Source organism: endosymbiont GvMRE of Glomus versiforme (assembly GCF_003546845.1).
Genome location: NZ_NWVA01000001.1, coordinates 280,264 through 306,816, shown reverse-complemented (window position 1 = coordinate 306,816; position 26,553 = coordinate 280,264). Strand labels below are relative to the sequence as shown.

Genomic DNA, 26,553 nt, shown 5'->3' with positions numbered 1-26,553 from the left:
CTAGTTTTTTAGGGTTTTTTTTATTTTTGCCTTTACTTTCTTACCAAGTTCTATTTTTTAAATGAGTGGGCGATTTGTTTTTCTTTTCTTAGCAGTTTTCATTCTAACAATTAATCCTCCAATAGTTATTAAACTTCCAATTAAAGCAACTTTTAAAATTATGTCTTCATTTTTTGGTGATTGAATTAATTCTTGCTTAGGCTGATTAACTACTGATAAAGTATTTTGTTTTTGGCTTAATTGCTCTTGAATAAAGGCTTGTCGGGCATTTACTACTTGTTGGTAATTAGCGGCTTGTTGAATTTGCTCTTGATAGTAATTATTTACTTGAACAAATAACTCTGTTAAACTGGTTAATTCAAGGTTTTTAATAACTTGTAAGTCTTCTCCAAAAGGAGTTTGCTCTTCTTTTAATTCTTTTTCTAATTTAGTGATGGTTTGATTGGCTATTTCTAATTCATTTTCTCAATTTCCTTTATACTCAATATTAGTAAGTGGTGGTTTATTAATTAAATGTCGAATAGTTTCAATTACTTGCTCTACGTTAGCATTTTCATCTAAATTAATTAATTCTAAATCAGTAATTAACTTTTGAATAATTTGCTGCTCTTTATTGTGAATATCTTTTTCCAAGGAAGAAACAATTATTTTTAGTTCTTGATTTTTTTGTTTAATTTCTTGGTAATCATGGTGGAGACAAACAGAAATAGGACAAGTATGATTATTTAATTGAGTTTTTGCTTGTTCGGCTTGGTCTCGGTAATTATTTCGTTCTTGTTTAGTTTGCTGATGGGTTTGTTGTTCGTTTTTTAATTGTTCTTCAATTTCATCAATAGTATCAATTTTTCCTAATTTTTCTTTTTTATCACCCAGTTTAATTAAATATCATGCTGCTCCAATTTCTCCGGCAGTTCTTATTCAATTAAATATCTGATAATCACGGTTAGTTTTTTGTTCAGTTTTAAGAATATTTTCTAATTGTTTGATTTTATTTGTATTGCTGTTTTCTGGCTCTAAAGTTTGGCTAACCGTGCTGTGAACTGGTGCTGGAGTGACCGTGCTAGTGTGAGTAATGGTTTCTGGCTCTAAAGTTTGGCTAACCGTGCTGTGAACTGGTGCTGGAGTGACCGTGCTAGTGTGAGTAATGGTTTCTGGCATCAGGTTCTCATGCGTTAGTTCTCCTAAATTTAAATACCAAGTAGAATTTTCCTTAATTGTTTTGTTAGCAAAATCAAAATAAAAAGTTTGAGTAGTATTATGCGTGCTATTTATTGGAAGTTCAAATGAAATATTGAAATAGTAAGGAGGAGTTGAATTATTAGGATTATTAAATGGATTGGTAAAATTATTTACTAAATTCTCGTTAAAATTTAATTGATTAGAGGGCAGACTAATGGAATTTAAATAAGGATAAGTTTGATAACCAGCATAAGCAGAACCACCGCTTAATGCTAAAATTTCCAGTGCTTTTCAGGTTTTACCATCAGTATTAGCCAGATAACTTTTAACTTGTTTAGAAGTATTATTAAGCATTTCTCCTACTTGTTGAGTCTGATTTTTTATTTTTTCTCAATAACTCATTTGTTTTTGTTGAGTATTATCAATAACTTCTAATTGAGTATCCTCTGTATTTTCTTCACCAGTTTCAGCGTCATAAAAAATTTCTTGTTCTTCTTCGGAAGCATCAAAAAATTGTTCATTAGTTTCATAGTCTTCCAATAATTCTTCCAAGTTTTTTATAAAGTTCATTGATGTCTTTGATATTCATTGTTAATTAGTTTTTTGAAAAATAATTCTCTATCCCTCCTTCTAAAACAAAAGTTTGCTTATAACCTCTTTCTCTTAACATTCTAGCGGCTTGGCCTGAACGATTGCCATAATTACAATAAGTAATAACTAACTTATTTTTATCAGTAATATAATTTTCTGGTTTGCTAATTAATTCTAAAAAAGGAATATTAACACTGTTAGGAAGTTTTTTTAGTTCTTGGTGTTCTCAATTATTTCGAACATCAATAATTAAAGTTTGGTGTTTGATTTTTTCGAAGTTGGGCTTGGTGATAATCAATTCCATAATAATGCATCTTTTTTTTATTTTTCGACAGAGACGGCAGGCAAATACTTATTTAAATAATAATCTAAAAGTTGGAAAGAATTTTGGTGGGTTTCGTAATCTTTTACTACATAAAGTTTTCATCAAACTTCTCTACCTCAGCGATTAATGTCTCTTTCATTTTGTAGACTAAACTCTCTAGTTGCTCCCAAGTCAAAATCTTTTTCCTCTATTACTCTGAGCCATAATAAAATTTTGTCTTTTTTAAGTTCCAAATTAATAATGGATTTTCTTTTAAGATAATAGTTAATACCTTTGTATGAATTTTCGAAAAAAGTTTTTTTATATAGATCCGATCTTGAACTTGAGACATATCTAGTAATTTCTTGAAGAAATTTTTCTATTTTTTCATCAAGTTTTAATTTCTCAGTAATAGGAAACGGTAGGGTATCACCACTACTTATACTTACTTGAGGAGCCTTTGGTTCTTTAGTTTCCTTTTCGTTCATTTTTGTAATCACTATGTGGTCTTTTTCTCATCCCAAATGCTCAGATTGTTCCTTGAAATAGCAAGAGACCAAAATTACATCATTTTCGTATTTTTGGTATTCTATTAGTATGATTTTATTTGCTTTAATAAAATCAATATCACGTTTTTTTGTGAAGTATCCAAAAGGAACCACGCAAACTAAAACTATTTTTTTTCTTTCTTCCTCTTTTTTAAGCCTTTCAGGCAGTTTTTCTCCGTTTAGATTGTTTGAATGTTCTTCTCAAGTATCTTTTAAGCGATAAAAATCTTCTAATTCTAGTGCTTGATGATAACCAGTTAGTTGGATAATTGGATTTTCCCCTCCGCTTTTATTTTTATACTCGATAATCACAAAACTTCTTGTAGAGGGGCAGCGGGCTATTGTGTCTGGTTCGTTCCCTGGCTCATTTCTTTCTTTGAAAAGCCTATATTTATGATAAAAAAATATAAATTTTGGAAAAATAGTGTTTAAATTTTTCTCAAAAATTTCGTGAACTTCTTCTTCATTGTTAAACTTTTCTTCTTTTAGTTTTTTAAAATGGTTCATAATTTAATTTTATTTCGCTTTTAACTGCGGAAAAGCAATCACCTCCTTAATATTACTTTGTCCTGTAAATAACATTATTAACCTATCTATGCCAATTCCTAATCCTCCGGCTGGTGGCATACCATATTCTAAGGCTTCAATAAATTCCTTATCAAAACTGGCAATTTCTTCATTACCTAATTCTTTTTGTTTAGCCTGTTCTTCAAATCTTTTTTTTTGCTCGACAGGGTCGTTTAACTCACTATATCCATTAGCAAATTCTAATCCTCCAATATATAACTCAAATCTGTCAGCAATATTTTGGTTATTAATTTTACTTTTGGCTAACGGCGAAACTTCAATTGGAAAATCGTAAATAAAAATCGGTTGGATTAATTTTTTTTCCACAAACTCTTCAAAAAGAGCTAAAATGACATGTCCGATAGTTTTTTGAAATTTTTCTAATTTTAAGTTATGCTTTTTGGCTAATTCTAATGCTTCCTCTAAATTGTCTACTTTCTTGAAATCTATATTTATATATTCTTTAATTGATTCTATCATTGACATCCTTTTAAAAGGTTCTTTCAAAGAAATATTATGAGAATTAAATTCAAATTCTTCTTTTTTAACGACTTCTTTAGTTAGATAATGGAGCAGTTCTTCAGTTAGATTCATCATATATTCAGCATTTTCATAAGCCTGATAAACTTCAATAGTGGTAAATTCTGGATTATGACGAGCATCTATGCCTTCATTACGGAATATTCGCCCAATTTCGTATATTTTTTCAAAACCTCCTACTAGTAACGTTTTTAAAGGAATTTCAGTAGCAATACGTAAGTAGAAGTTACGTCGTAGTTTATTATGATAAGTTGTGAAGGGTTTTGCTAATGCTCCTGAAGCTGAAGAAACTAAAATCGGGGTTTCTATTTCGATAAAACTCTTTTCATCTAAAAAATCCCTAGTGGCTTTAATTATCTCATGTCTTTTAACAAGGATTTGCCTGCTTTCAGCATTTACTAATAAATCTAAATGTCTTTTGCGAAGTTTTTCTTCTTCGTCAATAAGTTCATTTGGCACAGGATTTAAGCATTTGCTTAAAAGAATAAAGTCATTTACTTCTATGCTTAATTCACCCCTATTTGTTCTACAAACAATTCCTTTTACTCCAATAACATCACCTTTGTCTAGCAATTCTGCAAAATCTTTAATATTTTCTTTACTTTTACTAACTTTTAATTGAATTTTTTCACTTTGGCTAGTCAGATCGGCAAAAGTTAAACCACCGACATCATGGAGACGTGAAATTTTTCCAGCAACACTTACTGAAATGCTTTTTTCTTTTAGTTCGCTTTGGGAAAAAGCAGAAAAATTTTGAATAATAGTTTGTAAGTCAATATTTCGTGAAAACTTAGTTGCTTGAAAGGGATTTTGATATTTTTTTTCTCATTCTTGCAATTTTTTTTTTCTTATCTCTTTTTCGTTTTCGGAATGCATTTATGAGAATTTTTACATTTATTTGATTAGATATGAAAAAAATTTATCTTTACAAAATTTCTTTTACGCATTTTAGGTGCTGAAATGATGTATCCATTTTGCCATTATTTTCAAAAAGGCTTTCACAGGCTTGTGATATTAGGGTTAGCCTTTGTTTTTTTCATTTTATTTTATAAACTTAAACCGTTAGCAAATAAAATTCTTTAACTTTCACTTGATTTTTCGCCAAATAGTCTTTGATTTTAGTTTCTGGGTCACGAAAATCTGCCTGTTCTAAAAAACAATCATAAGTTTTAATTAAGTATTTATCCAAGTTATCCTGCACGATTTTTTGAATAACGTCTGGTTTCTTTTCTGGACTTTTTTCTTGAATCTGGGTCAAAAACTTTTGCTTTTCTTTTTCCTTAATGTCTTGAGGGATATTGTCCAAAGAAAGAAATTGAGGTTTATTGGCTACTATTTGAAGTGCTAGTTCGTGAGCAATTTCCTCATCTCCTCCTTGAATTAAAACCAAAGCTCCGATTTTTTTGTTGTGATGAAGGTAAATTCCCAAATGTTCATTTGCCTTTTGTTGAAAAAAACGACATTTTTCTAACTTAACTCCTTTATCTTTTATTCTTAATGATAATTCGTTCAATTCTTTTTGTACCTCCTCTGGTAATTTCCAATCGCTCTTTTCATAAAGACTAGAAAAATTATCTAAAAGAATATTTTCCAGACTTTCTACTACTTTACAAAGTTCTTCGCTTTCAGAAGGCATAGAAGGATCTGTATAAACAAGCAAAAAAGCAATAACTTCGTTTTCTCTTTTTTTAATGCTTACAACGCCAAATTTTTGCTTTTCCTCATTTTCTCCTTGGTCTTTTCTAAAAATTTTTGCCTTTTCTTGTAATCATTGTTGAGCTAATTGTAGGTCATAATTGTTTTTTTCTAGAGCTTCTTGACAAAGTTTAATGCTAACTCCCTCCATTTGCGAACGTAATTCTTTTAACTTTGCTAATTTTTCTGTATTCATATAGTAATTTTTGTAGACTTTTTAACCTGTTTCATTCAGTCCATATGAAAAAACAAAAAATCAACGGGGCGTTTGCCGAACAAGATCCTCAACGGCTAAATGAAATACTAACATAGGCAAATTAACCTCCCGTATAGAAACTAAACATGAGAATCGCTTAATTAGAAAAGTTAAAACTTATTTTCTTTTGTTGAGTGCTTTTTTTATGAATTATAGTTAAAATTGTAATATAGACAAACTGAAAAAAATAATGACGTGAATTTTGAATTTGTGATGCTACATTATTATTTATAATAAGGTTTTGAAAATTGGTATATAAAACATATTTTTTAGCGTTTTAATTAGAGGCTTTTAAATCATCTATTTTTTCCAAAGCGTGGCGGGCGGCTTCCTGTTCAGCATCTTTTATGCTTTTTCCTTTTCCTTGGACACAAATTTTTCCTAAACGTGCTTCCACAGTAAATAGATTTTCTTTTTTTTCCCTTCATTTAACTACTGTGTATTCTAAATGGTATTTATTGGCTTGACAAATTTCTTGCAGTTGGGTTTTATAGTCTCACACCTGGTTTTCTTTACCTTTAATTCAGGTGAAAAGAGTTGAAGTTAAAAATAATTCAACAGTTTTGGCTCCTTTTTCTAAGTAAAGAGCGGCAGTAAAAGACTCAAATACATCCGCTAAGATACTACTATTTTCTTTGGTTCCCTTTCCCAATTTAAGATATTTATTCAAACCAATTTCCTTACTTAACTGAGCTAATGTGCTTTCTTGAACCATAAACTGCTTTAATTTGCTCATCTCTCCTTCGGAATAATGAGGATAATTTTGGTAAATATAAAGACAAACATACATACCCAAAATGCTATCTCCCAAAAATTCCAAAGTTTCGTAGTCAGAAATTTTTTTTTCTTTGTTTTCATTAACAAAAGAACTGTGGGTAAAAGCTTGTTGAAAAAGAGGTTTAAAATTTCCTCAATCTTTTTTTTCCATACAGATTTTTAGTTAACTTCGCTAATGAAAAAGACTACTTTGAGATCTCGTAAATCTTGTTGGAGCAAGTAATATCCTCACTTAGTTAGAGAACAACTAACTATATAAATAATTTTTTCTTCATTTGTTTTTTGCTCGTAAAGATGACTAACATAATAAACTGGTTTGAATTCTTTTAATAAAGCGAGGATTTTGTCTAATTTGTCGCGAGAATTGGTTTGCACGTTTAAAATCACTTTGATATCTTTAGGAAACATTTGACTAATCAAAAAGGCTGAGAGAAAGATGTAAACCAAAGTGGCCCAAAGTTTTTCATTATTCGTCACGTATTTTACATATCCTTTAAAGTATCCTATTGGGGTTTTTTCATAAATTTCTTTTTCGTTTCTTTCTTGGCGTTTTTTGAGGTGGATTAAGTATTTTTTTACTTTTTTATTTTCTGATAAGGCTGCTTCTTTCTCTCTTTTGGCAATTTCCTTTTCTAAGGTGCTTTTTAACTCCTCTCTACTCATTAGATGCATTTTAACTTCTTCCTCAGGATAGTCTTCTATGTATTCACTGCCTATTTTAAGTTTTAAGAAAGTAGTAAGCGGAGTGTTTTCTTTTTGGAGAGCAAGAATTTTCTGCCGATTTTGGTAAATTTGTTTTTCTTTTTTTTGTTTGATTTCAGAGTCTTTTTCTTGATAGATCTCCTCTTCTAGTTCGGAAGTATTTTTTTCTAAATCATTCTTGTTTTGGTAATTTTCTTTTCATTTTTTAAGAACTTGATCTAAATCTTCTTTTTCATTGAGAAATTTTTGTTCGGCAGCCTTATTTTTCTCTCAAAGATAAGTTTTTAATTCGGCTTTTTTTACTCTTGGATTATTGTCTATTCAATGAAAACTAATGACAGTAATCAAGAAAATAACTAAAAAACCAAAGAATTTAAAAAGAACACTAAGCGAAACTTTGGTTTTTTTTTTGCTGGAAAGGTGAGCAGTAATAATTTCTAGACCGCCCGGAGTAGCCCGAGCCTTAAAGATTAAACTATAACCATAAGTGTGAATTAAAGCTGCTAAAAGAGCAATAGTAACATAAAAAGGTAAGGTAAATCCTAATTGTTCCCGACCAAATCCCCAACCTTCAGGAGAAAAATTGTTGAACACAAAACTGCTTAAATTAAGTTTGTCAAATATTCGACTCCAAAATAGTTGGGCTAAAGAATAAACAAGAGCCGTGGATAACATTTCTAATTTTCCCTCAAAGAAACGTCGCAAAACAGCAATAATTAATAAATTAATCAAAAAAGCAGTGCCAAAAAGAAAAAGAGTGTTATTAGCACGAACTCCTTCGCTATATCCTGACAAGAAATTAAAAATTGCTTGCAAAAGGCCATTCAAACCACTATTATAAATGCCGTTTGGTTTCAATAAGAGAGTAAACGCTATGGTAGTGAAAAATGCTGCAAAAAAAACCACCCCAAGTTTTACCAAAAAGCCACGAACTTTTTCTCGCTGCCTAACTTTTTTTTTTTTAGTGTCGCGGTGTAAAGAACGAATTATTTCTCCGTATCTTTTTCAAACTTGGTAATCTTTTTTTTTAGGTAAATCTTCAACAGGAACTTCTACTTTTTTCTTTTTTTTCATTTTTCTCCAATTTGTTTAATTTATTCTAACAATACTTGTTCGGAAAGCCTTTCATTAATGAAAATATAATAAATTTCCTCTCGGTGAAGAGTATTTTTGGCGATTAAGGCTTGGGCTAATAAATCAAGGGCTTTTTTTTTTTCTTGTAAAATCTGGCGAACTTTTTGCTGGCATTCACTCAGAATTTTTCACCGTTCATTTTCAAATTTTTGCCGAGCCATTTCTGACAATTCACTTAAACTTTCCTCTCCGAAAAGTGGGGAATTTTGAGTAGCAATTATTCCTAAATCAGACATGCTATAACGCAAAATCAAGTCTCGGGTCAACTCCGAAACTCTTTTGTAATCAGAGTAATTGCCAGTAGTAACATAACTAGTGCCAAAAACTAATTCTTCACTAATTCGGCCGCCTAAAAGAGACATAATTTGAGCCAAGATTTCCCGCTTATTGACTAAGGTGTCGTCTTCTTTACCTCGTAAGTCAACCCAAGTATAACCACCGGCGGTTCAGCGGGGAATAATAGTGATTTTGCGAACCACTAGTTCTGGAAGAGTTAAGCCCACGATGGCGTGTCCGGCTTCATGGTAAGCAACTAATTTTTTAGTTTCCGGAGTTAGAATTTGACTTTTTAAGGCAGGTCCCATTAAAACGCGGTCAAAGGCTTCTAAAAGAATGGCCTGACTGATGGCTTTTTGGTGATAACGAACCGTTAAAATCGTGGCTTCATTAAACATATTCATAATTTGGGCACTGCTCATTCCTCTGGTCATTGAGGCTATCTCTTTTCAGTCCACATCACCAGTAAATTGTTTTTTTCTAGCATACAAATTAATAATTTCTTGGCGAGCTTTGTAATTAGGAAAAGAAATATAAATTTGCCGATCAAAGCGACCAGGTCGTAAAAGGGCTGGGTCAATAACATTTAAAGAGTTAGTGGCGGCCAAGAAAATTACATTTTCTCGAGGAGAAAAGCCATCTAACTCATTAAGCAATTGATTCAAAGTTTCGTGGTGGGAATGAATTGATTGGTGACGTTTACCAGCAATGGCGTCAATTTCGTCAACAAAGATAAAGCAACCACCTCTTTCTTGGGAGTATTTTCGAGCCAGAGCAAAAGTATTACGGACATCAGCTGCTCCTCAACCGATAATTCCTTTTTCGAACTCCGGAGCAGAACGATAAATAAAAGGTAATTTACATTCTCCCGCTAAAGCTTTGGCTAAAAGTGTTTTTCCGTTCCCCGGTGGTCCCACTAAGAGGATACCCTTAGGGACTTGGGCTCCTCGCTTTCAAAAGACCGAAGGATTACGAAAATAAGTAATAATTTCTTGTAATTCTTCTTTGGCTTCGTCCAAACCGCCAATGTCCTTAAATCTAACTCCTGAATCGTCAGTTACATCCATCCTTCTACGACGAGAACCCGAAAAAGAAGAAAATTTACTGATTAATTGTCCGCCTAAAATAAAGTCAACTATTAAAATAACTAAAAGAGTCATTGCCACTTTTCCCAACAGGTCAGGAAGAAATTTTTTATTTGGATGGAGTCAATTATTAGTTTCCGGAATAACTAATCTAGTTAACGATTCTTTTCCTTTTCGGTCAATTTCAATTTTTTTTGGATCTGCTTCTCACGCTTGGTCAATTTCTTCAGGTTTGATTTCGCTCAAAGCGTAATAATTAGTTCCCCGAATTTTGTCTCATCAACTTTCATTTTTGACTTTTAAGGAATATTCATAACCGCCAAGATTTTTATGGGTATAAATAATTTTCTCGTCAAAATCAATATTTCGATAATCCTTTTCTTCCAAGCCAGTGATTAGTATTTTGTCCTCTTTTTTCACTAAACGAAAAAATTTCCGCTTGTCTTGTCATAATCAACTCAATAAAAAAAAGAGTAAAATAAAGAAAATGACCGTAAGGTAAAAAGGATTATTTTTAAATCAGGCTCAAAGGGAAAATTTTTGCTTTTTTTTGATTTTTAGGGATTCTTCTTCGTTCATTTTAAGTTGGAATTGCTATAATAAAATTTAAACTGTTATTTGCTGAAACTTAACTTTTTTTTAAGATTGCCCAAGGAAAAAGCTTGCTAATTTGGTAATCTTTGCTAAGAATAATAATGATTTTTCTTTTTTTGCTGGTTAATTGCTTGCTAATTTCTGGTCAAATCTGCTTTTTTTGACTAACAAAAGCATTATTCGTACTTTTATTTACCCAGTAGTAAAGCAATCTCAGTTTCAATTCAGAAGAATGGGCTTGCCAAGTTTCCAAATTTAAAGATGAATCAACAATAACTTCCTTAATCTGTCTTTTCAAAAGTAGTTTAGTTTTTCGTAATTCTTGATTTTTTAGTTTGATTTCTTTTAATAATTCTTTTTTTGGGAGAAAATGAGTTAACTTTTGACGAATAATATTGCGTTGATAAATTGGCAAATAATTAGTTTCATCAAGAATATAAGGAATATTATTTTGGTGTAAATATTGGTAAATTTGTTCTTTGTTGAAGTGGAGCAACGGGCGTAAAATGTAAATGTTCTTTTTTTTATTTTGCCAACAGGTTTTTGGTGCTAATCCTCAATGCTCGACTAGTGTTTTTCTTTCTTTTTGGAATCAATAAGTTTCTAAATGGTCGTCAAGGTGATGAGCAACAACAATATATTTAGTTTGCTTTTGCCGTGCTAATTGTTGAAAAAAATCATAGCGTTTTTTTCGGGCCCAAGTTTGAAAGTTTTTTACTCGTAAATATTCTTGGGACTGAACTTGACAAACAAAAAAAGGCAAATTTCATTTTTGGCAATATTTTTTTACTAATTCCTCATCTTGATTGCTTTCTACTCTTTTGTGATAATTAACATGAGCAACGACAAAATTAAATCCTAAACAACGCATTTTATCTAGTAAAAACATACTATCTGGTCCCCCTGAAATTCCTAAAATGTAAGTGGTTTTTTTACTGAGAATTTTTTCATTGAACATAAAAATTGGTTCACTGGTAGTTATTACCTATTAAATTTGTTGGTTTTTTTAGTACAAAAGTGTTAAAATATTTTTATAATAATTCTAATGCATGACAAAAATCGTAATATGTTTTCGCTAAAAAAAAAGACCCGTTTACGTAACAAAATAATTATTCGTTCCTTTTTTTCTCAATTGGCGTGAAAAGTTTTAGGCTGAACCATTCTAGGAGTTAGTTTGGCTCTTTGTGGAGGCTTTTTTGGCAATAAGGAATTTATTTCTCAAGATATTTTTGGAAAAGTTTACCAAACATTAACTAGAAGTAAAGATCAGAGTCTACACAAATTTTTTTTAGGAGAGAACACAACTGACCGACAAAATTTATTACTTTACACTTTAGTTTTTATCTGAGTAATAATTTTGCTAAATATAATTATTATTTTAATTAACTTGGGTTTAAGATTACGAGACAAATATATTGAAAATAACAAATTTTATCTTCACAATGGGGGGGTATTTTTTCTCAATAGTTTAGCAAGAATTGCTAGTTGTGTGGTGCTTACTCTTTGTTTTATTAGTGCCCAAACTTTAATTTTAATTTTGCTTTTTATTTCTTTTTATACTTGGTTTTCAGCCAAAAAATTTAATGAGCCGCAAACAGAGAACTTTTTGATTTGACAAGACCCTTTGGTTCGCAAAATAATAATTTGTTCTACTGTGGTTATTCTCTTACTGCCCTTCGTCTATGACCGAGTTGAAACTGCTCGTCAACAAATCAATCAACAAGCCAACCAGGACAGTTTTTCTAAATTAGGAAATTTAGTCAAAAATTTGGTTAATTCGGTGCCTCTGGTCAAAGTGATTTTTGATTCACTTGCCGAATTAAACAGTTTTATTCACTGAATAGTTTTAGTTTGATTTATTCGTACTGTAATTCTTGGCAGAATTAGCGAATATAATGATTTTTGAACTAATGTTGATAACACTGCTAAGCAGGCTACTGATTTTAAGCAATTTTACTATTACCAAAAATTATTGAGTGAGGCAAGCATAACCAGCAGTAAGCCTGATATACCCACTCAAGTCAAAAAACTGATTATTCTAGGAGACTATGGATTTCTTCAAATTACCCCGCAATTTCTTAAAAAAGAATATTTGGAAAAAGAGTTAAATAAGCAGGAGCACGAAGATATTTTAAGAGAATTTAGTGACAAAATTAAAAAAATTATTGAGTTTATTAATTTTTTACCTCGCCGTTTAAATCCGAACGGAAATAACCAATATCTCCAGAAGGAAGTTGACTTCCTTACTTTTTGTCTTTTTAATGAGTTTCAAAGTTTTGAAGAAATCGAACACACCGAACAACTAATTTTAGCCAGTTAATTTTTTGCTAATAAATACAAAAAAGAAAATTTGCTCGAATATTTTTTTATTTAATTTCTTCGCCAACCAAGGAAAAAAAATTTTTTCTTTTCACTGAATAAATTGTTTTTGGAAAATGTCTTTTTTTGATTCTCAATAATAAGCAAAGAGACAACCAAAAAATAAAGAGACTAACCGTAATTCAGAATAGTAATTTAATAATTTCTCCTTTTTCAAAATGAGCAAACCACCAAACAAAAAACTTTCTGAAAGAATAAGGAGGCTCAAAATAAACTGGATTAATGGAAAACCTTCGCAAGAGATTCATCAAAAAAAAGACTCCTAAAATAGAAGTAATAGTTAAAAAGACTGGAGAAAAGATTTTCTTAGCATTATTGTTAAAATCAGTTTTTTTAATTCCCACAAATTTTAAAAAGTAAACTAAAGCAACTGCCGGAGCGAAATAATGCCAAATCAAAATATAAGTTCACCAAAAAAGATTAGGTCTTATTTCTAAAAATTTGCTTCCCAAAATTAAAGTAAAAATAATAATGGTAGCCAAATTGCTTGCTGAAACTACTAAATCAAAGTTTCCTTGGCTTTTTTGTTGGTTAGATTTTATTATCTTTATTTCTCTCAAATTATAAATAATAGTAATTATTGAATTCCAAACACATCAGTTAATAGTAAAAAATTCAAAGATAAATTGAGAAGGAGAAGCAAAAAGTTTTGCTCGGTAATAAAAAAAACAACAAGTGCAAGCCAAGAAATTGAGAATAATGCCAGTTATCAAGTAAAATAGTTTGTTTTTGAATATTTTGCTAAACTTCATATTGATATTTTTTACTCTTCAAGGAAAAGCACAAAAATTTATAAGTTTGTCATTATTTCTTTCTTTTTATTAAAAATTTATCATAATAATGCACCAAAACACTTGTTTCCTAAAAGAACAGTTGTGAAAAACTCTAAGAAATAAAGTTCAAATTTTTAGCCAAGAATATAAAAAGACTTAAACATATGCTAAAAATAATAAAAATATCTGATATTTATAAAAATAGAGAAGAACTAAGTAAATTAGAAAAAATTAAAGTTGGTGGTTGGGTAAAATCAGTAAGGGAAAGTAAAGAAAAAATTTTTATTCCGCTCAACGATGGCTCTTGCTTAGCAAATTTACAACTTGTTTTTCCTTCTGACTTAGCAGAAAAAATAAGCAAGATTAATTTTGGCAGCAGTTTAATAGTAAGCGGTAATTTGATATTAACTCCTGAACGAGTTCAAAGTTGCGAATTACAAGTCAGAACCATTGATTTTTTTAATGTAAGCAATTTGGAATATCATGAAATTAATACTCTTCCCTGAATTAACAGCGGCGTTCTAACAAACCTCTACTTCCTGACTGGATATACTCTGCCTAGTAAACTAGTTTCTGAAAGAGCCAAAAACGAATATAAATTGCCCGCCGCTAAACCTCAAAATGTTCTGATTTCAGATATCGATCTCAACCCAACCAAGATAGTTTGAGTTATGAAAAACTCAACCAAAGGAACACATGTTTGGCAACTCTTAGGAACACATGTTTGGCAACTCTTAGGAACGGATGTTTGCGAAAACTCTACGTTGTTTTTTGCTCTGCGGTCAATTGATTTTAAACAATATGCAAGCGGGAGCATTATTAATCATTTGCAGCGGTCAGTATTAATGAATTTAAAAATAAATTGAGTTTCCAACCCCAATAAACAAAAAATATTTTTTACTATTTTAAATAGTAAACTGGCGAAAATCAAAGATTTACATAGTAAAATCAAAGATTTACTACTTTTGAAGTATTTTGGAAGTAAAAAAGATTAATAATATGGTTCTTAAAGAAAAAGAAATAGTTAATGACTTTCTAGTAAAATTACAAGAATGGGATTGAAATCGATTAGAAGGTATTCAAACTGGACGAGATAAAACTGATGGGGCTATTTATGAAAGCGAACTTTTTAAACAAATTAGGAAAATTAACCCCTCCTTGAACGATAGTTATATAATGAAAGGTATTGAGGAACTTCTTAACAGTCAAGACCACAAAATTGCCTTTAACTATTTGCGTAATGGCCTAAAAATTAATATCCAAGGAGAAAGCAAACAAGTTAATTTTATTGATTTCAATAATCCTCAAAAAAATAAATTTTCTTATTTTCCTTGGTTGAATATTCGTTCCAGACATGGTAAATTATTAGAGCCTGACCTGATTTTATTTATTAATTATTTGCCAGTGGTCGTTTTTGAGTTCAAAGGACCAAGTCCGAGCAGGAATAAACTGAAAGGAGGAAGCATTTCAACAAATAAAGGGTTATGAAACAGAATTACAGTCTCTCTTCCTTCTTAATGCTTTTAATGTTTTAAGTAATGGTTATGATTTTTTAATTGGCACTACTAGTAGCGAAATTTTTCATTATACTCCTTGGAAATTTGAAAAAAATAATCTTTTTGCTCCGGAAATTATTTTAGATATTATTCAAAATTACATAGTTTTTAGTCAAAATCAGGAGAAAACGAAAAAAATTGCTCGTTATCATCAATATGATTGTGTAAAAGAAAGTTTAAAGCGTATTGAAAATTCTTCTTTAAAAGGAGAAATAAACAATCATACTACGGGTAGTGGAAAATCTGATACTATGGCTTTTTTGGCTAATCAATTGCGCCACAAATATCCATACTGTTCCATTATTGTAATCACCGACCGCAACGAACTTGACCAACAAATTTATGCGCGTTTTTACGAATATGAAGGAACTTTTTTCACGTCTGGCGATTTGATTCAAGAAGACGTTAGCAAGATTAGCAAATTAAAAAGTCAGTTAGCAAAACCTAACCAAGGAAAAATAATTTTTGTTCTCATTCAAAAATTTCAAGATTTAGCAGATTTAACTGAATTTAATAATCCTAAGAGAGTATTTGTTTTTATTGATGAGGCTCACCGTTCGCAAAGTCTAGTGGCTGACACAGAAGATAAAAAAAGTTGAGCCCGAGAGATGCGAAGAATTTTCCCCACCGCCTTTTTTTTAGGTTTCACGGCTACTCCTATCGAGGGAAAAACTGAAAAAGAAATCGGTCCCATAGTTCACACTTATTCAGTAAACCAAGCCTTAGAAGATGAAATAGTAGTGCCTATAACTTATGAAAAAGCCTACGAATACTTGCCAAAATTATATTGAGATGAAGAAGAATTTGCTAAAAATTTTCCCGAAAAAGAGCAAACTTTTTTTGATAAAAGAAAAAACACAAAAAATAAAAAAGACATTCTACTGCGGCAATGTGCGAATTTTTTAAAAAAGACTATAAAAATTTTTCTCGTATTCATTATGTAAAAAGTTCGCCGAAAGTAATGTATATGGCTTATAATGTCAATGCTGCTTATAAGTTTTTTAAGGAATTAGAAAAAGACCCTAATTATCAAAGTAAATCCTGTTTAGTTGTCAGCAAACAAGGTCGTAATCATTCATCCGAATTAACTAGTGCCGTTGGTAAAGAAAAAGAAAACATTAAAAAATTTAAAGACCCTAAATCGGATTTAAATATAGTCATAGTTGTTGATAAGTTGACTACTGGTTTTAATATGGAAAATTTAGAGAGAATTTATTTAGACCAACAAATTGATGCTCCACACAGTTTTTTTCAAAAAATATCGCGAGTTAACCGAAAATATTCTGACAAGGACAAAGGATTTATAGTTGATTTAGTAGGAAATGAAAAGACTTATCAGAAAGTATTAGCTGAATATTTTAGCGATAGAGATAGTGAAAATTATATCAATAGCGGAAAAATAGAAAATTTATGAAACTTTTTTGCTGACTTTCACCTGCAAGAAAAACTTTATCAATTACTTTTTAATTATCAACAAATTAACCAAAAATCTTTTTTTGATGAAACTTTAAATTATTGTTTGAAAAAAAACGAAGAAGAAAGAATAAGATTTTTTTCAGAAACCAAGTCATTACGCTTAACTCTTAGTTCCCAATGGTATATTAAGGATAATGAAAATAATGATAAACAAAAAAATTTAGATTTTGTTAATTGGTGTTTTCGATTAGGGTGCTATTTTACTTTTAATGTTTCTAGTGAGCCAGTAGAAAGAAATGAAGAAAAAACTCATACTGTTGCAGCCAAAAAAGTAGAAGGAGCAAGTGGAGAAGCAATAAAAATCAGCAAAACTGACTTTGACAGCCTTGATTTTTCCCAAATAAGGAAAGAAATAATGTCTATTGATCCTGAAAAATACCCGGACGCTTATCGCTGAGTTCTAAAAAACAGAATAAAAAATAACTTAGACCGTCGTCAAAAGTGATGATTTAGTGTAAAAGAATGAGAAGATAAGTTTCTTCAATTACTAGAAGAACATAACAAAAAGAAAATAAATTCTCGTGACTTAAATAGTAAATTAAAAGAGTTAGATGCGGAATTGGAAAAAGAAAATCAAAAAATTAACCAAAGGTTGGAAAAAGACATCCATTACCCATTAAGGAAAAAATTAATGGAAAAGCTGCCATTGGATAAAAGAGAAAACAAAATTTTTATTAATGAATTAATTGAACATTTTCTTAAATTAAACAAAAACATTCCTGATTGAATTTTACGAGAAGAAGAAATAAAAAAGGCTCGTAAAGAAATTGATGAAAAAAATAAAAAGCATTTTGGTAAAAAAATGCTTCAAGAGGAAAGAAAGGAACTAGTTTTGCTCTTAGAAAATTATTTTAGGAGTGAATATTATGCTGAAAAAAATTACTAAGTATTTACTAAATGTTACAACTATAATTTTGAGAAGAATTATTTCTAGTTATTTATTTTTGATTTCCTTTTTAACTTCTGCCAGTAGTTTTTTTAATTCTTGGTGATAATTGTCTTGTTGATTAATTAAATCTTCTAACTCGCTAGTAAGTTCTAGTAATTTTTCATCTATTTGTTGAGGAGTTAGTTCAGTCTCGTTTTGAGATAAATAACGAGCAGGAACCAAAATAAAGTTATTTTCTTTAATTTCTTCTTGGGAAACAACTTTCGCGGACAATCCATTTTTAGGAAATTCTTGTTTTTCCCGAAATTTGTGATAAACATTTGCTACTTCTTTAATGTTCTTTTCAGTTAATACCCTTTGACTACTACTAATTTTTTCTCCAAAATCATCTTGCGAAATATCAATCATTAGCACATTCTTAATTTCCCTATTCTTTCGCAAAATTCATACACAAGGAGCAATGCCCGTAGTATAAAATAAATTATTAGGTAAAGTTATTATTGCTTCTACTAAATTGCTTTCTACTAGATTTTGACGAATATCTGCAACTTTTTTATTTAATCCTGATAAAGTTCCATTAGCCATGATAATAGTGGCCGCTCCTTTTTTATTTAACTTATAAAGGCAATGTTCTATTCAAGCAAAGTTAGCATCATTTTTGGGCGGTATTCCTCATTTCCAGCGTTGGTCATCCTCTTTTATTTGTTTATTAGCCATATTGAAAGGTGGATTAGTAATAATATAGTCGGCTTGTTTATTAGGGTGTAAATCCTCTTTAAAAGTATCCTCGGCTCGTGGTCCGAGAAGAAATTTTAAATTGTGAATAAGTAAATTCATACGTGCTAATTTTCAAGTGCTGTCTTCAATTTCTTGTCCTAAACAAAGCGGCTGATAAGCATTATTACCATTGCCTTTTTTATTTTTATTAATAAATTCTTGACTTTGAACGAACATTCCACCACTACCACAGCATGGGTCATAAATTACTATTTCATAATCTTTACGAGGAAAAGGTTGGAGAATGTTAACTAATAATTTAACCACACAAGCAGGAGTGTAAAATTCGCCACCTGTTCTTCCACTACTAGCAGCAAAATGTTGAAGAAAAAATTGATAAGTATTACCTAAATAATCTAATTGTAACTTTTCTTCTTTTTGGCGAAAGGCATTATCAAAGTCTAAAAAAATAGTAGATAATTTTTGAAAATCTAGATTTTGGCTCATAAAAGTTCCTTTGTGAGTTAAATCTTTATAATCAGAACTGTGATTTTCAATTTTGTCAAGAGCATCATAAATAACTTGATTAAAATTGTTAGTATTAGCGTTTTTGCTAATATAATCTCAACGGCTTTCCTTTTCTAATCAAAAGTCATAATAATCAGAATCTTCTCTGTCTTCGGGTTCTAGTTCGGCCCTTTGCTTTTCAAATTTGCGATTAACGGCTAACAAAAAAATCAAATCAAAACAAATTTCTTTATACTTATCCCAACCCATGTTTCCTCGGTGTTCGTCAAGCATTTTTAATAAATCTTTGTTATAAGAAGTATAGTCGTTATTATTCATATTAATATAATTTTTAGAAAATTAAAAACTCTAATATACTTTAAAAATGGAAAAAGTTTATAAATTAGGTGAAATTTGTTCTATTAGGTCGGGTATTACGCCTTCTACGAATAATAAAAGTTATTGGTGCCTTCACAAAAAAATACAAAGTATTGTCGGAGACCAAAAATGCGATTGTATTCCTTGGTTTACCGGAAAAGATATTAAGCAAAAAAATATTTTAAATACTGAAAGAAAAATAACTCCGTTGGCAATAAAAGAGTACAAAATGAACTTAACCACGGAAAATTCAATATTATTTAATTATTTAGAATGCTCTCCTTATTATTTAGGTATAAAAGGAATAAGTTGTCAAGGAGGAGGAGGAACACATATTTTAGAACCCAATTTAGAGTTAGTTTATCCTAATTATTTGTATTATTTGCTTTTAGCAGAGAAAAAAAGAATGCGAAAATGAAGAAGTGGCACGGCACAATTAAAAATTAGAGGTCAAGAATTAGTTAAATTAGAGGTTTCTTTACCTTCCCTCCCTCAACAAAATCAAATCCTCCAAAAATTCCAAATAGTTTATAATTCACGAGTTTTCCAGTCTGAAATAATTTATAATGATAATGTTTTAAGAACTATTAAAGTTACTTTGGAGTGAGCGAAGCATCGTTTTTTAAAATATAAAGATAGTGAAATTAAAATTAAAGATAAGTTTAAGTTGGTAGCAGGGAAAACTCCCTCAACTAAAATTAAAGAGTATTACGAGAATGGAACTATTAAATGAATAAACAGCGGAGTTTTAACTAATTTATATTTTTTGACTAAAACCCTGCCGACAAATTACATTACAAAGAAAGCAGTTGAAGAGTGTAATTTGCCTTATGCTAAACCCAATAGTGTTTTAATTTCAAGAGTAGATTTTAATATTGACGATAAAATTGTATGAAACCAAACCGATAATTTTACCATAGGAGATAGTATTCGTAATTTTTTAGGAAATAGCAAAGAAGCAAATGCCACTCTTTTTTTTGCTTTATTAAGTGCTAGACCAAAAACAATTAATAAGATTTGTCTAAAAGGAGCCACCCAATTTACCCTCATTAGAAGTTCAGAGTTAGTTAATTTTCCCCTTTGGTGAGTTTCCAACCCCAATAAACAAAAAATATTTTTTACTATTTTAAATAGTAAACTGGCGAAAATCAAAGATTTACTACTTTTGAAGTATTTTGGATAAAAATAAAATTAATGTAAAAACATAAAACACAATGAATATGTGCACGCGAAAGAGAAAAATTTTTTGCTAAAAAATAGTTCAATTATTTTCCCCTATGCTTTTCATAGCATTTAAGGGCTTTTTCTAATAATTCGTTATAGTGTAATCTTTCTTTGTAAGCAATGGATTTTAATTGTTCTATTCATTCTTTTTTCATGCGAGTAGCAAATAAATGAACCCGTCCAGTTTTTTTTAAAGTTCTTTTGTCAAGATTAAGAGATTGAATATTTTCACTAGTTTCATGGATAGGAGCAGTGCCTCATTTTTTTTTTTGGTTCATATATATAATTTTACTGTTAACTGTTATCTTGGTTAACTGCTAACTTTTTTTAAGACAAGTTAAAACTATATATTATGGAACAATTAATAATAATCAAAACCCCCGAAGCAAACAAATTAAAAACTTTTCTTGCTAAAAGCCATATCGAACACCAAATTATTTATAATGAGCCTTTAACTGCTGAAAAGCCAGACAAAAAAGATAAATTACGCGAATATATTGAAATGAAAAGCAAGGAAAATATTTTTGCTGATTATGGCGAAGCCTTAAAAGATAAAGAGCGAGAAAAAGAAATCGCCTTATGAGAACAAGCCGACGAGGAGGACGAGGAAGAATTAAGTAAAAAATATGGTTGATAAAGTAAACAAATCCCCTAAACCTACCATTGTTTATCCTCGTGAAGTTTACATGTTTCGCATTAGTCGGAAAGAAACCGAAGGCACCGAAGCCATGAAAACCCGACCGGGAATTGTGATTTCCGTGGAAAGCCTGAATAAATGGAATAAACGCTGCATCATAGTGCCTGCTACTACTAAAAAAACTGAATTAGCCAAAATTTACCCATTTGAGGTGAAAGTAATTATTAAAGGTAAGAAGGGAAAAGCCATGATAGACCAATTAAAAACTTATAGCCTAGGACGAATTATTGAAAATTCTTTTTTAGGAAAAGTCAGCGAAAAGGAAATGGAGGAGATTCAAGAAAAAATAATGTCTGCTTGTAATATATGGGAATACTTAAAGAAAAGAGAACTGGTATAAAATCACCAAAAATAATTGCTTGCTTATCCCAAAAAGGCGGGGGAGGCAAATCTACCCTTGCCCGTGCTTTGGCAGTAGAACTCACCAAACAAAAATTAAATATTTTACTAGTAGATTTAGATATCCAGCAAAAAACTAGCCAAGAATGAAGCGAAAGGAGAAAACAACAAAACATTAAACCTACTGTCAATTGCCAGTCATTTCCTTATTTTCCACTTGAATTGTTAAAGAAAAATTATGATTATTTGATAATAGATGCTCCCGCTAGAATTAGCCAAGAAAGTTTAACCATTGCTAAGCAAGCCAATTTAATTATCCGACCTGTCCGTCCTAGTTTAGATGACTTAAATCCGGCTATCAGAGAATTTAATGGCTTATTTAAAGCCGGAATTCCGAAAAGTAAATTAAACTTTGTAATAAATGCAGTTGGTTCTCGTGCCATGGAAAAAGCCACCCGTGATTATTTAGTTCCCGCAGAATATTATATTTTCCCTATTGCTTTGGAGGAAAAAGTTTCTTACCAAGAAGCCCAGAATCAAGGATTAAGTATTGGCGAGGTAAAGTATAAAAGACTACAAGAACAAGTAAAGAAACTGGTTAAAGAGATATTAAAAAAATGTTAACTGTTAACTATGTTAGCTGTTATCTTTAAAAAAGCAAAGAAATGCCTAAAAATCAACTATTCTATTAAAAAAAGCGTGCTTATTCCCCTGAATTAACTTTAAATCCAGGATTTTTCCTCTTGGCAACTGTTCTAGTATTTTTGGTTTTTGATAAGCATTTAAGAGAAAATAACCTTTTCCTCCCGCAATACTTAAATATCTAATTCTCCGCATCACTTCACCTAAACGATTAATAAATCTCTCATGAGTAGATAACACTTTAATTTGAGTGGAAAACTTAAATTGTGATGATACTTTTGCTAAATTCTGACAAGTTTTTTTCCCTATTTTTGGTTTTTTCGCTTCCTGATTACCAACTAATAGGAAAAAATTTGCTAAACTTTCTTTTAATTCTGCTTGATTTTTCACTTGCCAAAAGCATTTGCCTTCATTAGCTACTAATACTTTATCAGGACTATCAAAACCAATCACAAATTTGCCTTTACTTTGGATACTTCCAATTATTCTTTTTACTTTTTTTCAACTGTCAATATGATGAAAAAGGCTTAATCTTAAATATATTTAGAGTAACTTGGAAAGACAAAACTAATAGGCTTTGGCTAAAATTGGCCGAACTATCGTCCAGAAAATTTTTGACAAAGTTGAAAATTATTTAGTGAAAAATCCTCAGCAAATAGAAGAACCTTTGACTGGTAAAGAGTGAGTGATATAGCATAAAATTTACATTATCAATATGAAAAAAACAGATGGCATTGCCGTTTTTTATACTTCTTACAAAAAACAACTGAAAACAAAAGGCAAATTAGAAAATATTACTTACTTAGCCAAGAATAATTTTTGAACTGAAAATTTGCCAACTACTGCTAGTTCAAACTTTTTGATGAATTTTGTACCCGGAGAAAATGCCACAGTAATCAAATTATTAACCAAAGCAGGAGCAATTTTAAATGGAAAGACTATTATGGATGAATTTGCCTGCGGTGGCACAGGTTTATTGGCTAATACTGGAATAATTACTAATCCTCATAATTTTCAACATATTATTGGTGGTTCTTCCTCTGGCTCTGCCACAGCAGTGGCAAAAGGTTTAGTTTCTTTTGCACTAGGCAGTGATACTGGCGGTTCAGTGAGGCAACCAGCGGCTTATTGTGGTATAGTTGGTTTTAAGCCTTCTTGTGGACTAGTTTCTCGCTTTGGTCTAATTCCCATGGCTTCTTCTTTGGATACTGTGGGGATTTTGGCTAATTCTGTGGCTACTACTGAAAAAGTTTTTTTGGTAATTGCTCAACCTGACCCTAGCGATCTTTTAACCATTGCTGCTAAGCAAACTAAAACTAAACTGGTTTCTTTTTCTGTTGCCAAGAAAATAGTTATTTTAAAAGGAATAGAGAAATTTCTTTCTCCTCAATTTGTTAAACTATACCAAAAAACAATTAATATTTTAAAAGAAAAGGATTACCAAATCAAAGAAATTGAAATTCCTCCTGAAATAAGGGAAAATCTTCAACTTTGTTATTTAATCATTTGCTCGAGCGAGTTAGCCAGTCATTTAAATTCTTGTCAAGGAATAACTTACGGACAAAAAGTAAATAATGCCGAAAATGTTGGCGAAGAAATATGCCAAATAAGAACTGAATATTTGGGAAAATCTGTGCGGCAGCGATTATTACTTGGCAGTTATTTTTTACAAAATAAAAAAGACTGTGAAAAGGCTTATCTTTTCCGGCAAAAAGTAAAGAATTGAACTGAAAAGATTTTTCACAAATATGATTTTTTGCTTTTCCCTAGCCCGAACAGCGAAGCCCCAAAAGTTGAACACAGCAGTTTTTTTTTCACTGGTAGCGAAACCCATTGAAGCGATAATTTACTACTTTTAGCCAGTTTGGGTGGTTTTCCTAGTCTAAGTTTACCGATTGGCTTTGTGAACGGTCTACCAGTAAGTGTTAATATCAATGCCGCTTATCAACAGGACAAATTATTACTTCAATTAGCCAAGTCAATGGAAAAAGAAATTAAGACTTTTAGCAGGTAAAATTACTTAATGAGGAAGAAAATCAATGCCAAATAAATTTTTAAGTATTGACCCCTCGGGCTCTGGAACTACTGGGTGTGTTTTTTATGATGAAAAAAAAAAAGTATACCAATTTTTTAATTTTACTAATAAAAATTGACAAGAGCATTTTAGTTTCCTTTCTCAACTTTGTCAAGAAAAAAAAATCAATGTTTTAATCTACGAAAATACTAATTTTATCTATGGCAGGCAGTTTGCAGGCAGTGTAAGTTTGCTTAAATTAATCGGAGGAATTGAATGTTTGAAATATGCTTGTCCCGCAATAAAAAAAGTTGATAATATTCTTGTTAAACAAGTAAAGGATTTTTACAAAAAAGCGGTTCAAGGAACTCTCACTATTCCTGAGTTAGAAAGAAAAATTGGTCGCAAAGGAGGATGATTTTTTCAAGGGCAAAAAATTAATGTCCACGAATTAGATGCCTTGTTAGGATTAAACTTATACTTGTCACCTCCAAAAGAAAAAAAAAGCAAAAAAATAACTCTTTAATGGTGCCTTGCAGAGGATTCGAACCTCTGACCTTTTGATTAAGAGTCAACCGCTCTACCACTAAGCTAGCAAGGCATTTGATTACGGAATTTTCAAAAACAAATAGCAAACACGAGCACAAATAAAACTATTAATTTTTTGAATTTTTTGACAAGGTTAACATAAAAATATTTTAATGTCCCAAGCAAAAATTCAAGTAGCAATTAAAAATAAAGATAAATCCGAAGAAGCCTTTTTGCATTTCCAAAGAATTGCTAACTATTTACGGAAAAAGTGTCGTGATAAAGTTTATTTTATAAAGAAAAAGCAAAAAAAGAGTAATAAGTAAAATTAAATTATGAATGATGGAAAAAAAAAATTGCTCCCTGAAATAACAATTAATGCAAAGCAAGAGGAGATTGATATTGGTGAAGAAAGCAAACAAATTGATTATTGATTAGAATTAAAAGATAACGAAGGCAAAACAATAACTAATTATAGTGCTGTAGATAATAGTACATTAGCAGAACTTTCCATTACAGTTACGAGGACTGATGGCAAAGGATTTCCCGATGATAATAACTGGATTACTTATCGCTTTGCTCCTTTGGGGGGGCTAAGAAAAGCAGCAGATGGTAGTTTAGAGGTACCAAAAGAAAAAGAAGAAGAATTTCGTCATCGGTTTAATAGAATGTGCGGCAAGTTTATTAAGCAACATTCATCAAAAACCGAACTTGGAACAGATAAAGATTTAAAGGGAACAGAAATAAAAACAGACATGAAATATCGCATAGAGATTGACGAACACGATAAAGGTCCAGGAGTTCGAATAGATGTTTATCCTTCTAGTGGAGATGGTGGTCGTAAAGGCATTGCGGGTGAAAGAGTAAAAATAAAGTTTTTTTGAAACAAAAGAAACCAAATAAATTTAGAAACTGATGGCTTAACTGTTATTCCATCTGCTCCACCGAACAACAAACTAAAAGGGTGGCAAATAGTTTTAATTGTTGGTGTTTCAGTAATTGCTCTATTATCAATTATCTTCCTTATTTTTCACCGACAAATTAAAGATTGATGAAGAAAAAGAAAAAATAAGGGATCTAAACAGGATCAATTAGAAGTCTTTTAGTGGTTTGTTTTCTGAGCATTATTAACAAAAAAAAGTACCCTTTGGCTATCAAATTAAAAAATAAATTAAAAAAAACAGCACAGTTAGTAGAAAAAAATGCTAATCTGGACCAGAAGAGAAATTGATTTCTTAATTTAATTCTTATTGATGAAAAAGAAAGCCAAGAATTAAATAAACAATACCGTCAAAAAAACTATCCTGCTGATGTTTTAACTTTTCCTTTTGCTTATCTTTATCACGAAAATATAGATAATTGTGAAGATTTGGGAGATATTTTTGTTTGTTATCCATTAGTTAAAAATCATATCCAAGAATTTCAAACTTCCTTTGATGAAGAAATTTGTCTTATTTTTACGCATGGAATGCTTCATTTATTAGGTTATAACCACCAAAAAGAAGATGAAAAAAAAATCATGTTTGACTTACAAGATAAAACTCTTGCTAAAATTAACTGAGAATATAGTTAATATTGCCCAAATCTCTTAATCTTGGTTTTTGTTTCCCAAGGATCACGATATTGAAGGCTGGCAAAATAATTTCCCAGAGGAGGTCATTTACTTACTTTTTTTAAAAGATGAGGTTGCCAAGGAATCATTACTATGATGCTAGAAATTTGCTTTTCGTGAATAATCAAAAAAAGCACAGTTCCCTGTTTAACTTTTTGCTTTTCTCTAACCAAACAATGAATTGCTTTGTAAACTGAAGTAAGTTTGGTATTAAATCTAATTGTCAGAATAATTTGTAATCCATTATCATCAACCAGGTGAATAGTGGCAGTATCTATGTAAATTTTCGTAACATAACAATTTAAAGGACTGCGCACTTTATAACTGCGAGGATACAAAAAGCAAAAAGAGTGCCCAACCAATGACTTTTTAGCCATTTTTATTGTGCGGCATTTAATCGGATTTGTTAAGCGAAATGGTCAATGAAATCAGGAAAAAAATCACAACTTTAGTTCTTGTCAAAAACGAGGACGATTCTGCTTTCATAAGTGAGTTAAATATTTAATTCTTTTTCCCATATTTTTTAGTTAAAAAATTGTGAAGATAAGTTTCTAGGAGTATATTTCCTTTTAGG

Annotated in this window: 28 protein-coding genes and 1 tRNA gene; 14 read left to right on the top strand and 15 right to left on the bottom strand. The window is 30.7% G+C overall.

The window, feature by feature from the left end:
• Positions 1 to 57 precede the first annotated feature (57 nt).
• The 9 genes from GvMRE_RS01670 to tilS form a co-directional block, all read right to left on the bottom strand.
• Entirely contained in the window at positions 58 to 1,749 is a 1,692-nt protein-coding gene (locus GvMRE_RS01670; RefSeq protein ID WP_147409560.1) for a coiled-coil domain-containing protein, read from the bottom strand.
• 25 nt (positions 1,750 to 1,774) lie between these two features.
• A complete protein-coding gene (locus GvMRE_RS01665; RefSeq protein WP_147409559.1) occupies positions 1,775 to 2,074 on the bottom strand; it encodes a rhodanese-like domain-containing protein in 300 nt (99 codons plus the stop codon).
• Positions 2,075 to 2,091: 17 nt separating this feature from the next.
• The gene (locus GvMRE_RS01660; RefSeq protein ID WP_147409558.1) at positions 2,092 to 3,129 is read right to left on the bottom strand and encodes a hypothetical protein; all 1,038 of its coding nucleotides are present in this window, start codon (positions 3,127 to 3,129) and stop codon (positions 2,092 to 2,094) included.
• A gap of 9 nt (positions 3,130 to 3,138) precedes the next feature.
• Positions 3,139 to 4,605 carry a lysine--tRNA ligase gene (lysS, locus tag GvMRE_RS01655; RefSeq protein ID WP_147409557.1) on the bottom strand — a complete coding sequence of 489 codons (1,467 nt, stop codon included), beginning with the start codon at positions 4,603 to 4,605 and terminating at the stop codon, positions 3,139 to 3,141.
• 178 nt (positions 4,606 to 4,783) lie between these two features.
• Positions 4,784 to 5,620 carry a translation elongation factor Ts gene (gene tsf, locus GvMRE_RS01650; protein ID WP_147409556.1) on the bottom strand — a complete coding sequence of 279 codons (837 nt, stop codon included), beginning with the start codon at positions 5,618 to 5,620 and terminating at the stop codon, positions 4,784 to 4,786.
• Positions 5,621 to 5,957: 337 nt separating this feature from the next.
• Complete coding sequence (rnc, locus tag GvMRE_RS01645) at positions 5,958 to 6,608, bottom strand: ribonuclease III (RefSeq protein WP_147409555.1); 651 nt, start codon at positions 6,606 to 6,608, stop codon at positions 5,958 to 5,960.
• An 8-nt stretch (positions 6,609 to 6,616) separates the two neighbouring features.
• Entirely contained in the window at positions 6,617 to 8,233 is a 1,617-nt protein-coding gene (locus GvMRE_RS01640; RefSeq protein ID WP_147409554.1) for a YitT family protein, read from the bottom strand.
• Positions 8,234 to 8,253: 20 nt separating this feature from the next.
• On the bottom strand, positions 8,254 to 10,233 hold the full coding sequence (locus GvMRE_RS01635; protein WP_147409553.1) for an AAA family ATPase: 1,980 nt from the start codon (positions 10,231 to 10,233) through the stop codon (positions 8,254 to 8,256).
• 49 nt (positions 10,234 to 10,282) lie between these two features.
• Positions 10,283 to 11,206: a tRNA lysidine(34) synthetase TilS gene (gene tilS, locus GvMRE_RS01630; RefSeq protein ID WP_147409552.1), complete on the bottom strand. Its 924-nt coding sequence runs from the start codon at positions 11,204 to 11,206 to the stop codon at positions 10,283 to 10,285.
• Positions 11,207 to 11,314: 108 nt separating this feature from the next.
• Here tilS and GvMRE_RS01625 point away from each other — a divergent pair, with 108 nt between their 5' ends.
• Positions 11,315 to 12,568, top strand: coding sequence for a hypothetical protein (locus tag GvMRE_RS01625; protein WP_147409551.1), 1,254 nt, complete (start codon positions 11,315 to 11,317; stop codon positions 12,566 to 12,568).
• 46 nt (positions 12,569 to 12,614) lie between these two features.
• On the opposite strand, the gene GvMRE_RS01620 is transcribed toward GvMRE_RS01625, so the two are convergent.
• The gene (locus GvMRE_RS01620; RefSeq protein ID WP_147409550.1) at positions 12,615 to 13,379 is read right to left on the bottom strand and encodes a hypothetical protein; all 765 of its coding nucleotides are present in this window, start codon (positions 13,377 to 13,379) and stop codon (positions 12,615 to 12,617) included.
• Between the two features lie 185 nt (positions 13,380 to 13,564).
• On the opposite strand from GvMRE_RS01620, the gene GvMRE_RS01615 reads away from it, so the two are divergent.
• The 4 genes from GvMRE_RS01615 to GvMRE_RS01600 are packed head-to-tail and all read left to right on the top strand — an operon-like array spanning position 13,565 to position 17,318.
• Positions 13,565 to 14,395: an OB-fold nucleic acid binding domain-containing protein gene (locus GvMRE_RS01615; RefSeq protein ID WP_147409549.1), complete on the top strand. Its 831-nt coding sequence runs from the start codon at positions 13,565 to 13,567 to the stop codon at positions 14,393 to 14,395.
• Between the two features lie 4 nt (positions 14,396 to 14,399).
• Entirely contained in the window at positions 14,400 to 14,918 is a 519-nt protein-coding gene (locus GvMRE_RS01610; RefSeq protein ID WP_147409548.1) for a type I restriction endonuclease, read from the top strand.
• Positions 14,815 to 15,900, top strand: a complete 1,086-nt coding sequence (locus GvMRE_RS01605) for a DEAD/DEAH box helicase family protein (protein WP_172575204.1) — start codon at positions 14,815 to 14,817, stop codon at positions 15,898 to 15,900. The genes GvMRE_RS01610 and GvMRE_RS01605 overlap by 104 nt, the downstream gene beginning before the upstream one ends.
• 23 nt (positions 15,901 to 15,923) lie before the next feature.
• Positions 15,924 to 17,318, top strand: a complete 1,395-nt coding sequence (locus GvMRE_RS01600; RefSeq protein ID WP_147409546.1) for a type I restriction enzyme subunit R domain-containing protein — start codon at positions 15,924 to 15,926, stop codon at positions 17,316 to 17,318.
• A 48-nt stretch (positions 17,319 to 17,366) separates the two neighbouring features.
• Here GvMRE_RS01600 and GvMRE_RS01595 read toward each other — a convergent pair whose 3' ends face one another.
• Positions 17,367 to 18,884, bottom strand: coding sequence for an N-6 DNA methylase (locus GvMRE_RS01595; RefSeq protein ID WP_147409545.1), 1,518 nt, complete (start codon positions 18,882 to 18,884; stop codon positions 17,367 to 17,369).
• Between the two features lie 46 nt (positions 18,885 to 18,930).
• Here GvMRE_RS01595 and GvMRE_RS01590 point away from each other — a divergent pair, with 46 nt between their 5' ends.
• Entirely contained in the window at positions 18,931 to 20,106 is a 1,176-nt protein-coding gene (locus GvMRE_RS01590) for a restriction endonuclease subunit S (protein ID WP_147409544.1), read from the top strand.
• 82 nt (positions 20,107 to 20,188) lie between these two features.
• Here the strand turns inward: GvMRE_RS01590 and GvMRE_RS01585 are convergent, their stop codons facing one another.
• Positions 20,189 to 20,425 (bottom strand): hypothetical protein, encoded by a 237-nt coding sequence (locus tag GvMRE_RS01585; RefSeq protein WP_147409543.1) that lies wholly within the window; start codon positions 20,423 to 20,425, stop codon positions 20,189 to 20,191.
• Between the two features lie 74 nt (positions 20,426 to 20,499).
• On the opposite strand from GvMRE_RS01585, the gene GvMRE_RS01580 reads away from it, so the two are divergent.
• From GvMRE_RS01580 to GvMRE_RS01570, 3 genes are read left to right on the top strand one after another with little or no spacing between them, the layout of a single operon-like run.
• Positions 20,500 to 20,784, top strand: coding sequence for a hypothetical protein (locus GvMRE_RS01580; RefSeq protein WP_147409542.1), 285 nt, complete (start codon positions 20,500 to 20,502; stop codon positions 20,782 to 20,784).
• The gene (locus tag GvMRE_RS01575; protein WP_147409541.1) at positions 20,774 to 21,184 is read left to right on the top strand and encodes a type II toxin-antitoxin system PemK/MazF family toxin; all 411 of its coding nucleotides are present in this window, start codon (positions 20,774 to 20,776) and stop codon (positions 21,182 to 21,184) included. Before GvMRE_RS01580 ends, GvMRE_RS01575 begins: the two co-directional genes overlap by 11 nt.
• On the top strand, positions 21,151 to 21,807 hold the full coding sequence (locus GvMRE_RS01570) for an AAA family ATPase (protein ID WP_147409540.1): 657 nt from the start codon (positions 21,151 to 21,153) through the stop codon (positions 21,805 to 21,807). The genes GvMRE_RS01575 and GvMRE_RS01570 overlap by 34 nt, the downstream gene beginning before the upstream one ends.
• A gap of 45 nt (positions 21,808 to 21,852) precedes the next feature.
• Here the strand turns inward: GvMRE_RS01570 and GvMRE_RS01565 are convergent, their stop codons facing one another.
• Positions 21,853 to 22,278 (bottom strand): hypothetical protein, encoded by a 426-nt coding sequence (locus GvMRE_RS01565; RefSeq protein ID WP_147409539.1) that lies wholly within the window; start codon positions 22,276 to 22,278, stop codon positions 21,853 to 21,855.
• A gap of 262 nt (positions 22,279 to 22,540) precedes the next feature.
• Here GvMRE_RS01565 and GvMRE_RS01560 point away from each other — a divergent pair, with 262 nt between their 5' ends.
• Together GvMRE_RS01560 and GvMRE_RS01555 are read left to right on the top strand one after the other, a co-directional pair.
• The gene (locus GvMRE_RS01560) at positions 22,541 to 23,839 is read left to right on the top strand and encodes an amidase family protein (protein ID WP_147409538.1); all 1,299 of its coding nucleotides are present in this window, start codon (positions 22,541 to 22,543) and stop codon (positions 23,837 to 23,839) included.
• 25 nt (positions 23,840 to 23,864) lie between these two features.
• Complete coding sequence (locus tag GvMRE_RS01555; protein ID WP_147409537.1) at positions 23,865 to 24,365, top strand: hypothetical protein; 501 nt, start codon at positions 23,865 to 23,867, stop codon at positions 24,363 to 24,365.
• Here GvMRE_RS01555 and GvMRE_RS01550 read toward each other — a convergent pair.
• Positions 24,366 to 24,440, bottom strand: a tRNA-Lys gene (locus GvMRE_RS01550).
• A 100-nt stretch (positions 24,441 to 24,540) separates the two neighbouring features.
• On the opposite strand from GvMRE_RS01550, the gene GvMRE_RS13340 reads away from it, so the two are divergent.
• The 3 genes from GvMRE_RS13340 to ybeY are packed head-to-tail and all read left to right on the top strand — an operon-like array spanning position 24,541 to position 25,940.
• Positions 24,541 to 24,693, top strand: coding sequence for a hypothetical protein (locus GvMRE_RS13340; protein ID WP_172575203.1), 153 nt, complete (start codon positions 24,541 to 24,543; stop codon positions 24,691 to 24,693).
• A 9-nt stretch (positions 24,694 to 24,702) separates the two neighbouring features.
• The gene (locus tag GvMRE_RS01545; RefSeq protein WP_147409536.1) at positions 24,703 to 25,473 is read left to right on the top strand and encodes a hypothetical protein; all 771 of its coding nucleotides are present in this window, start codon (positions 24,703 to 24,705) and stop codon (positions 25,471 to 25,473) included.
• Positions 25,474 to 25,514: 41 nt separating this feature from the next.
• Positions 25,515 to 25,940, top strand: a complete 426-nt coding sequence (gene ybeY / locus GvMRE_RS01540) for an rRNA maturation RNase YbeY (protein ID WP_172575202.1) — start codon at positions 25,515 to 25,517, stop codon at positions 25,938 to 25,940.
• On the opposite strand, the gene GvMRE_RS01535 is transcribed toward ybeY, so the two are convergent.
• Positions 25,937 to 26,497 (bottom strand): PTS sugar transporter subunit IIA, encoded by a 561-nt coding sequence (locus tag GvMRE_RS01535; RefSeq protein WP_147409534.1) that lies wholly within the window; start codon positions 26,495 to 26,497, stop codon positions 25,937 to 25,939. The two genes, ybeY and GvMRE_RS01535, sit on opposite strands and share 4 nt — an antisense overlap.
• Positions 26,498 to 26,553 lie beyond the last annotated feature (56 nt).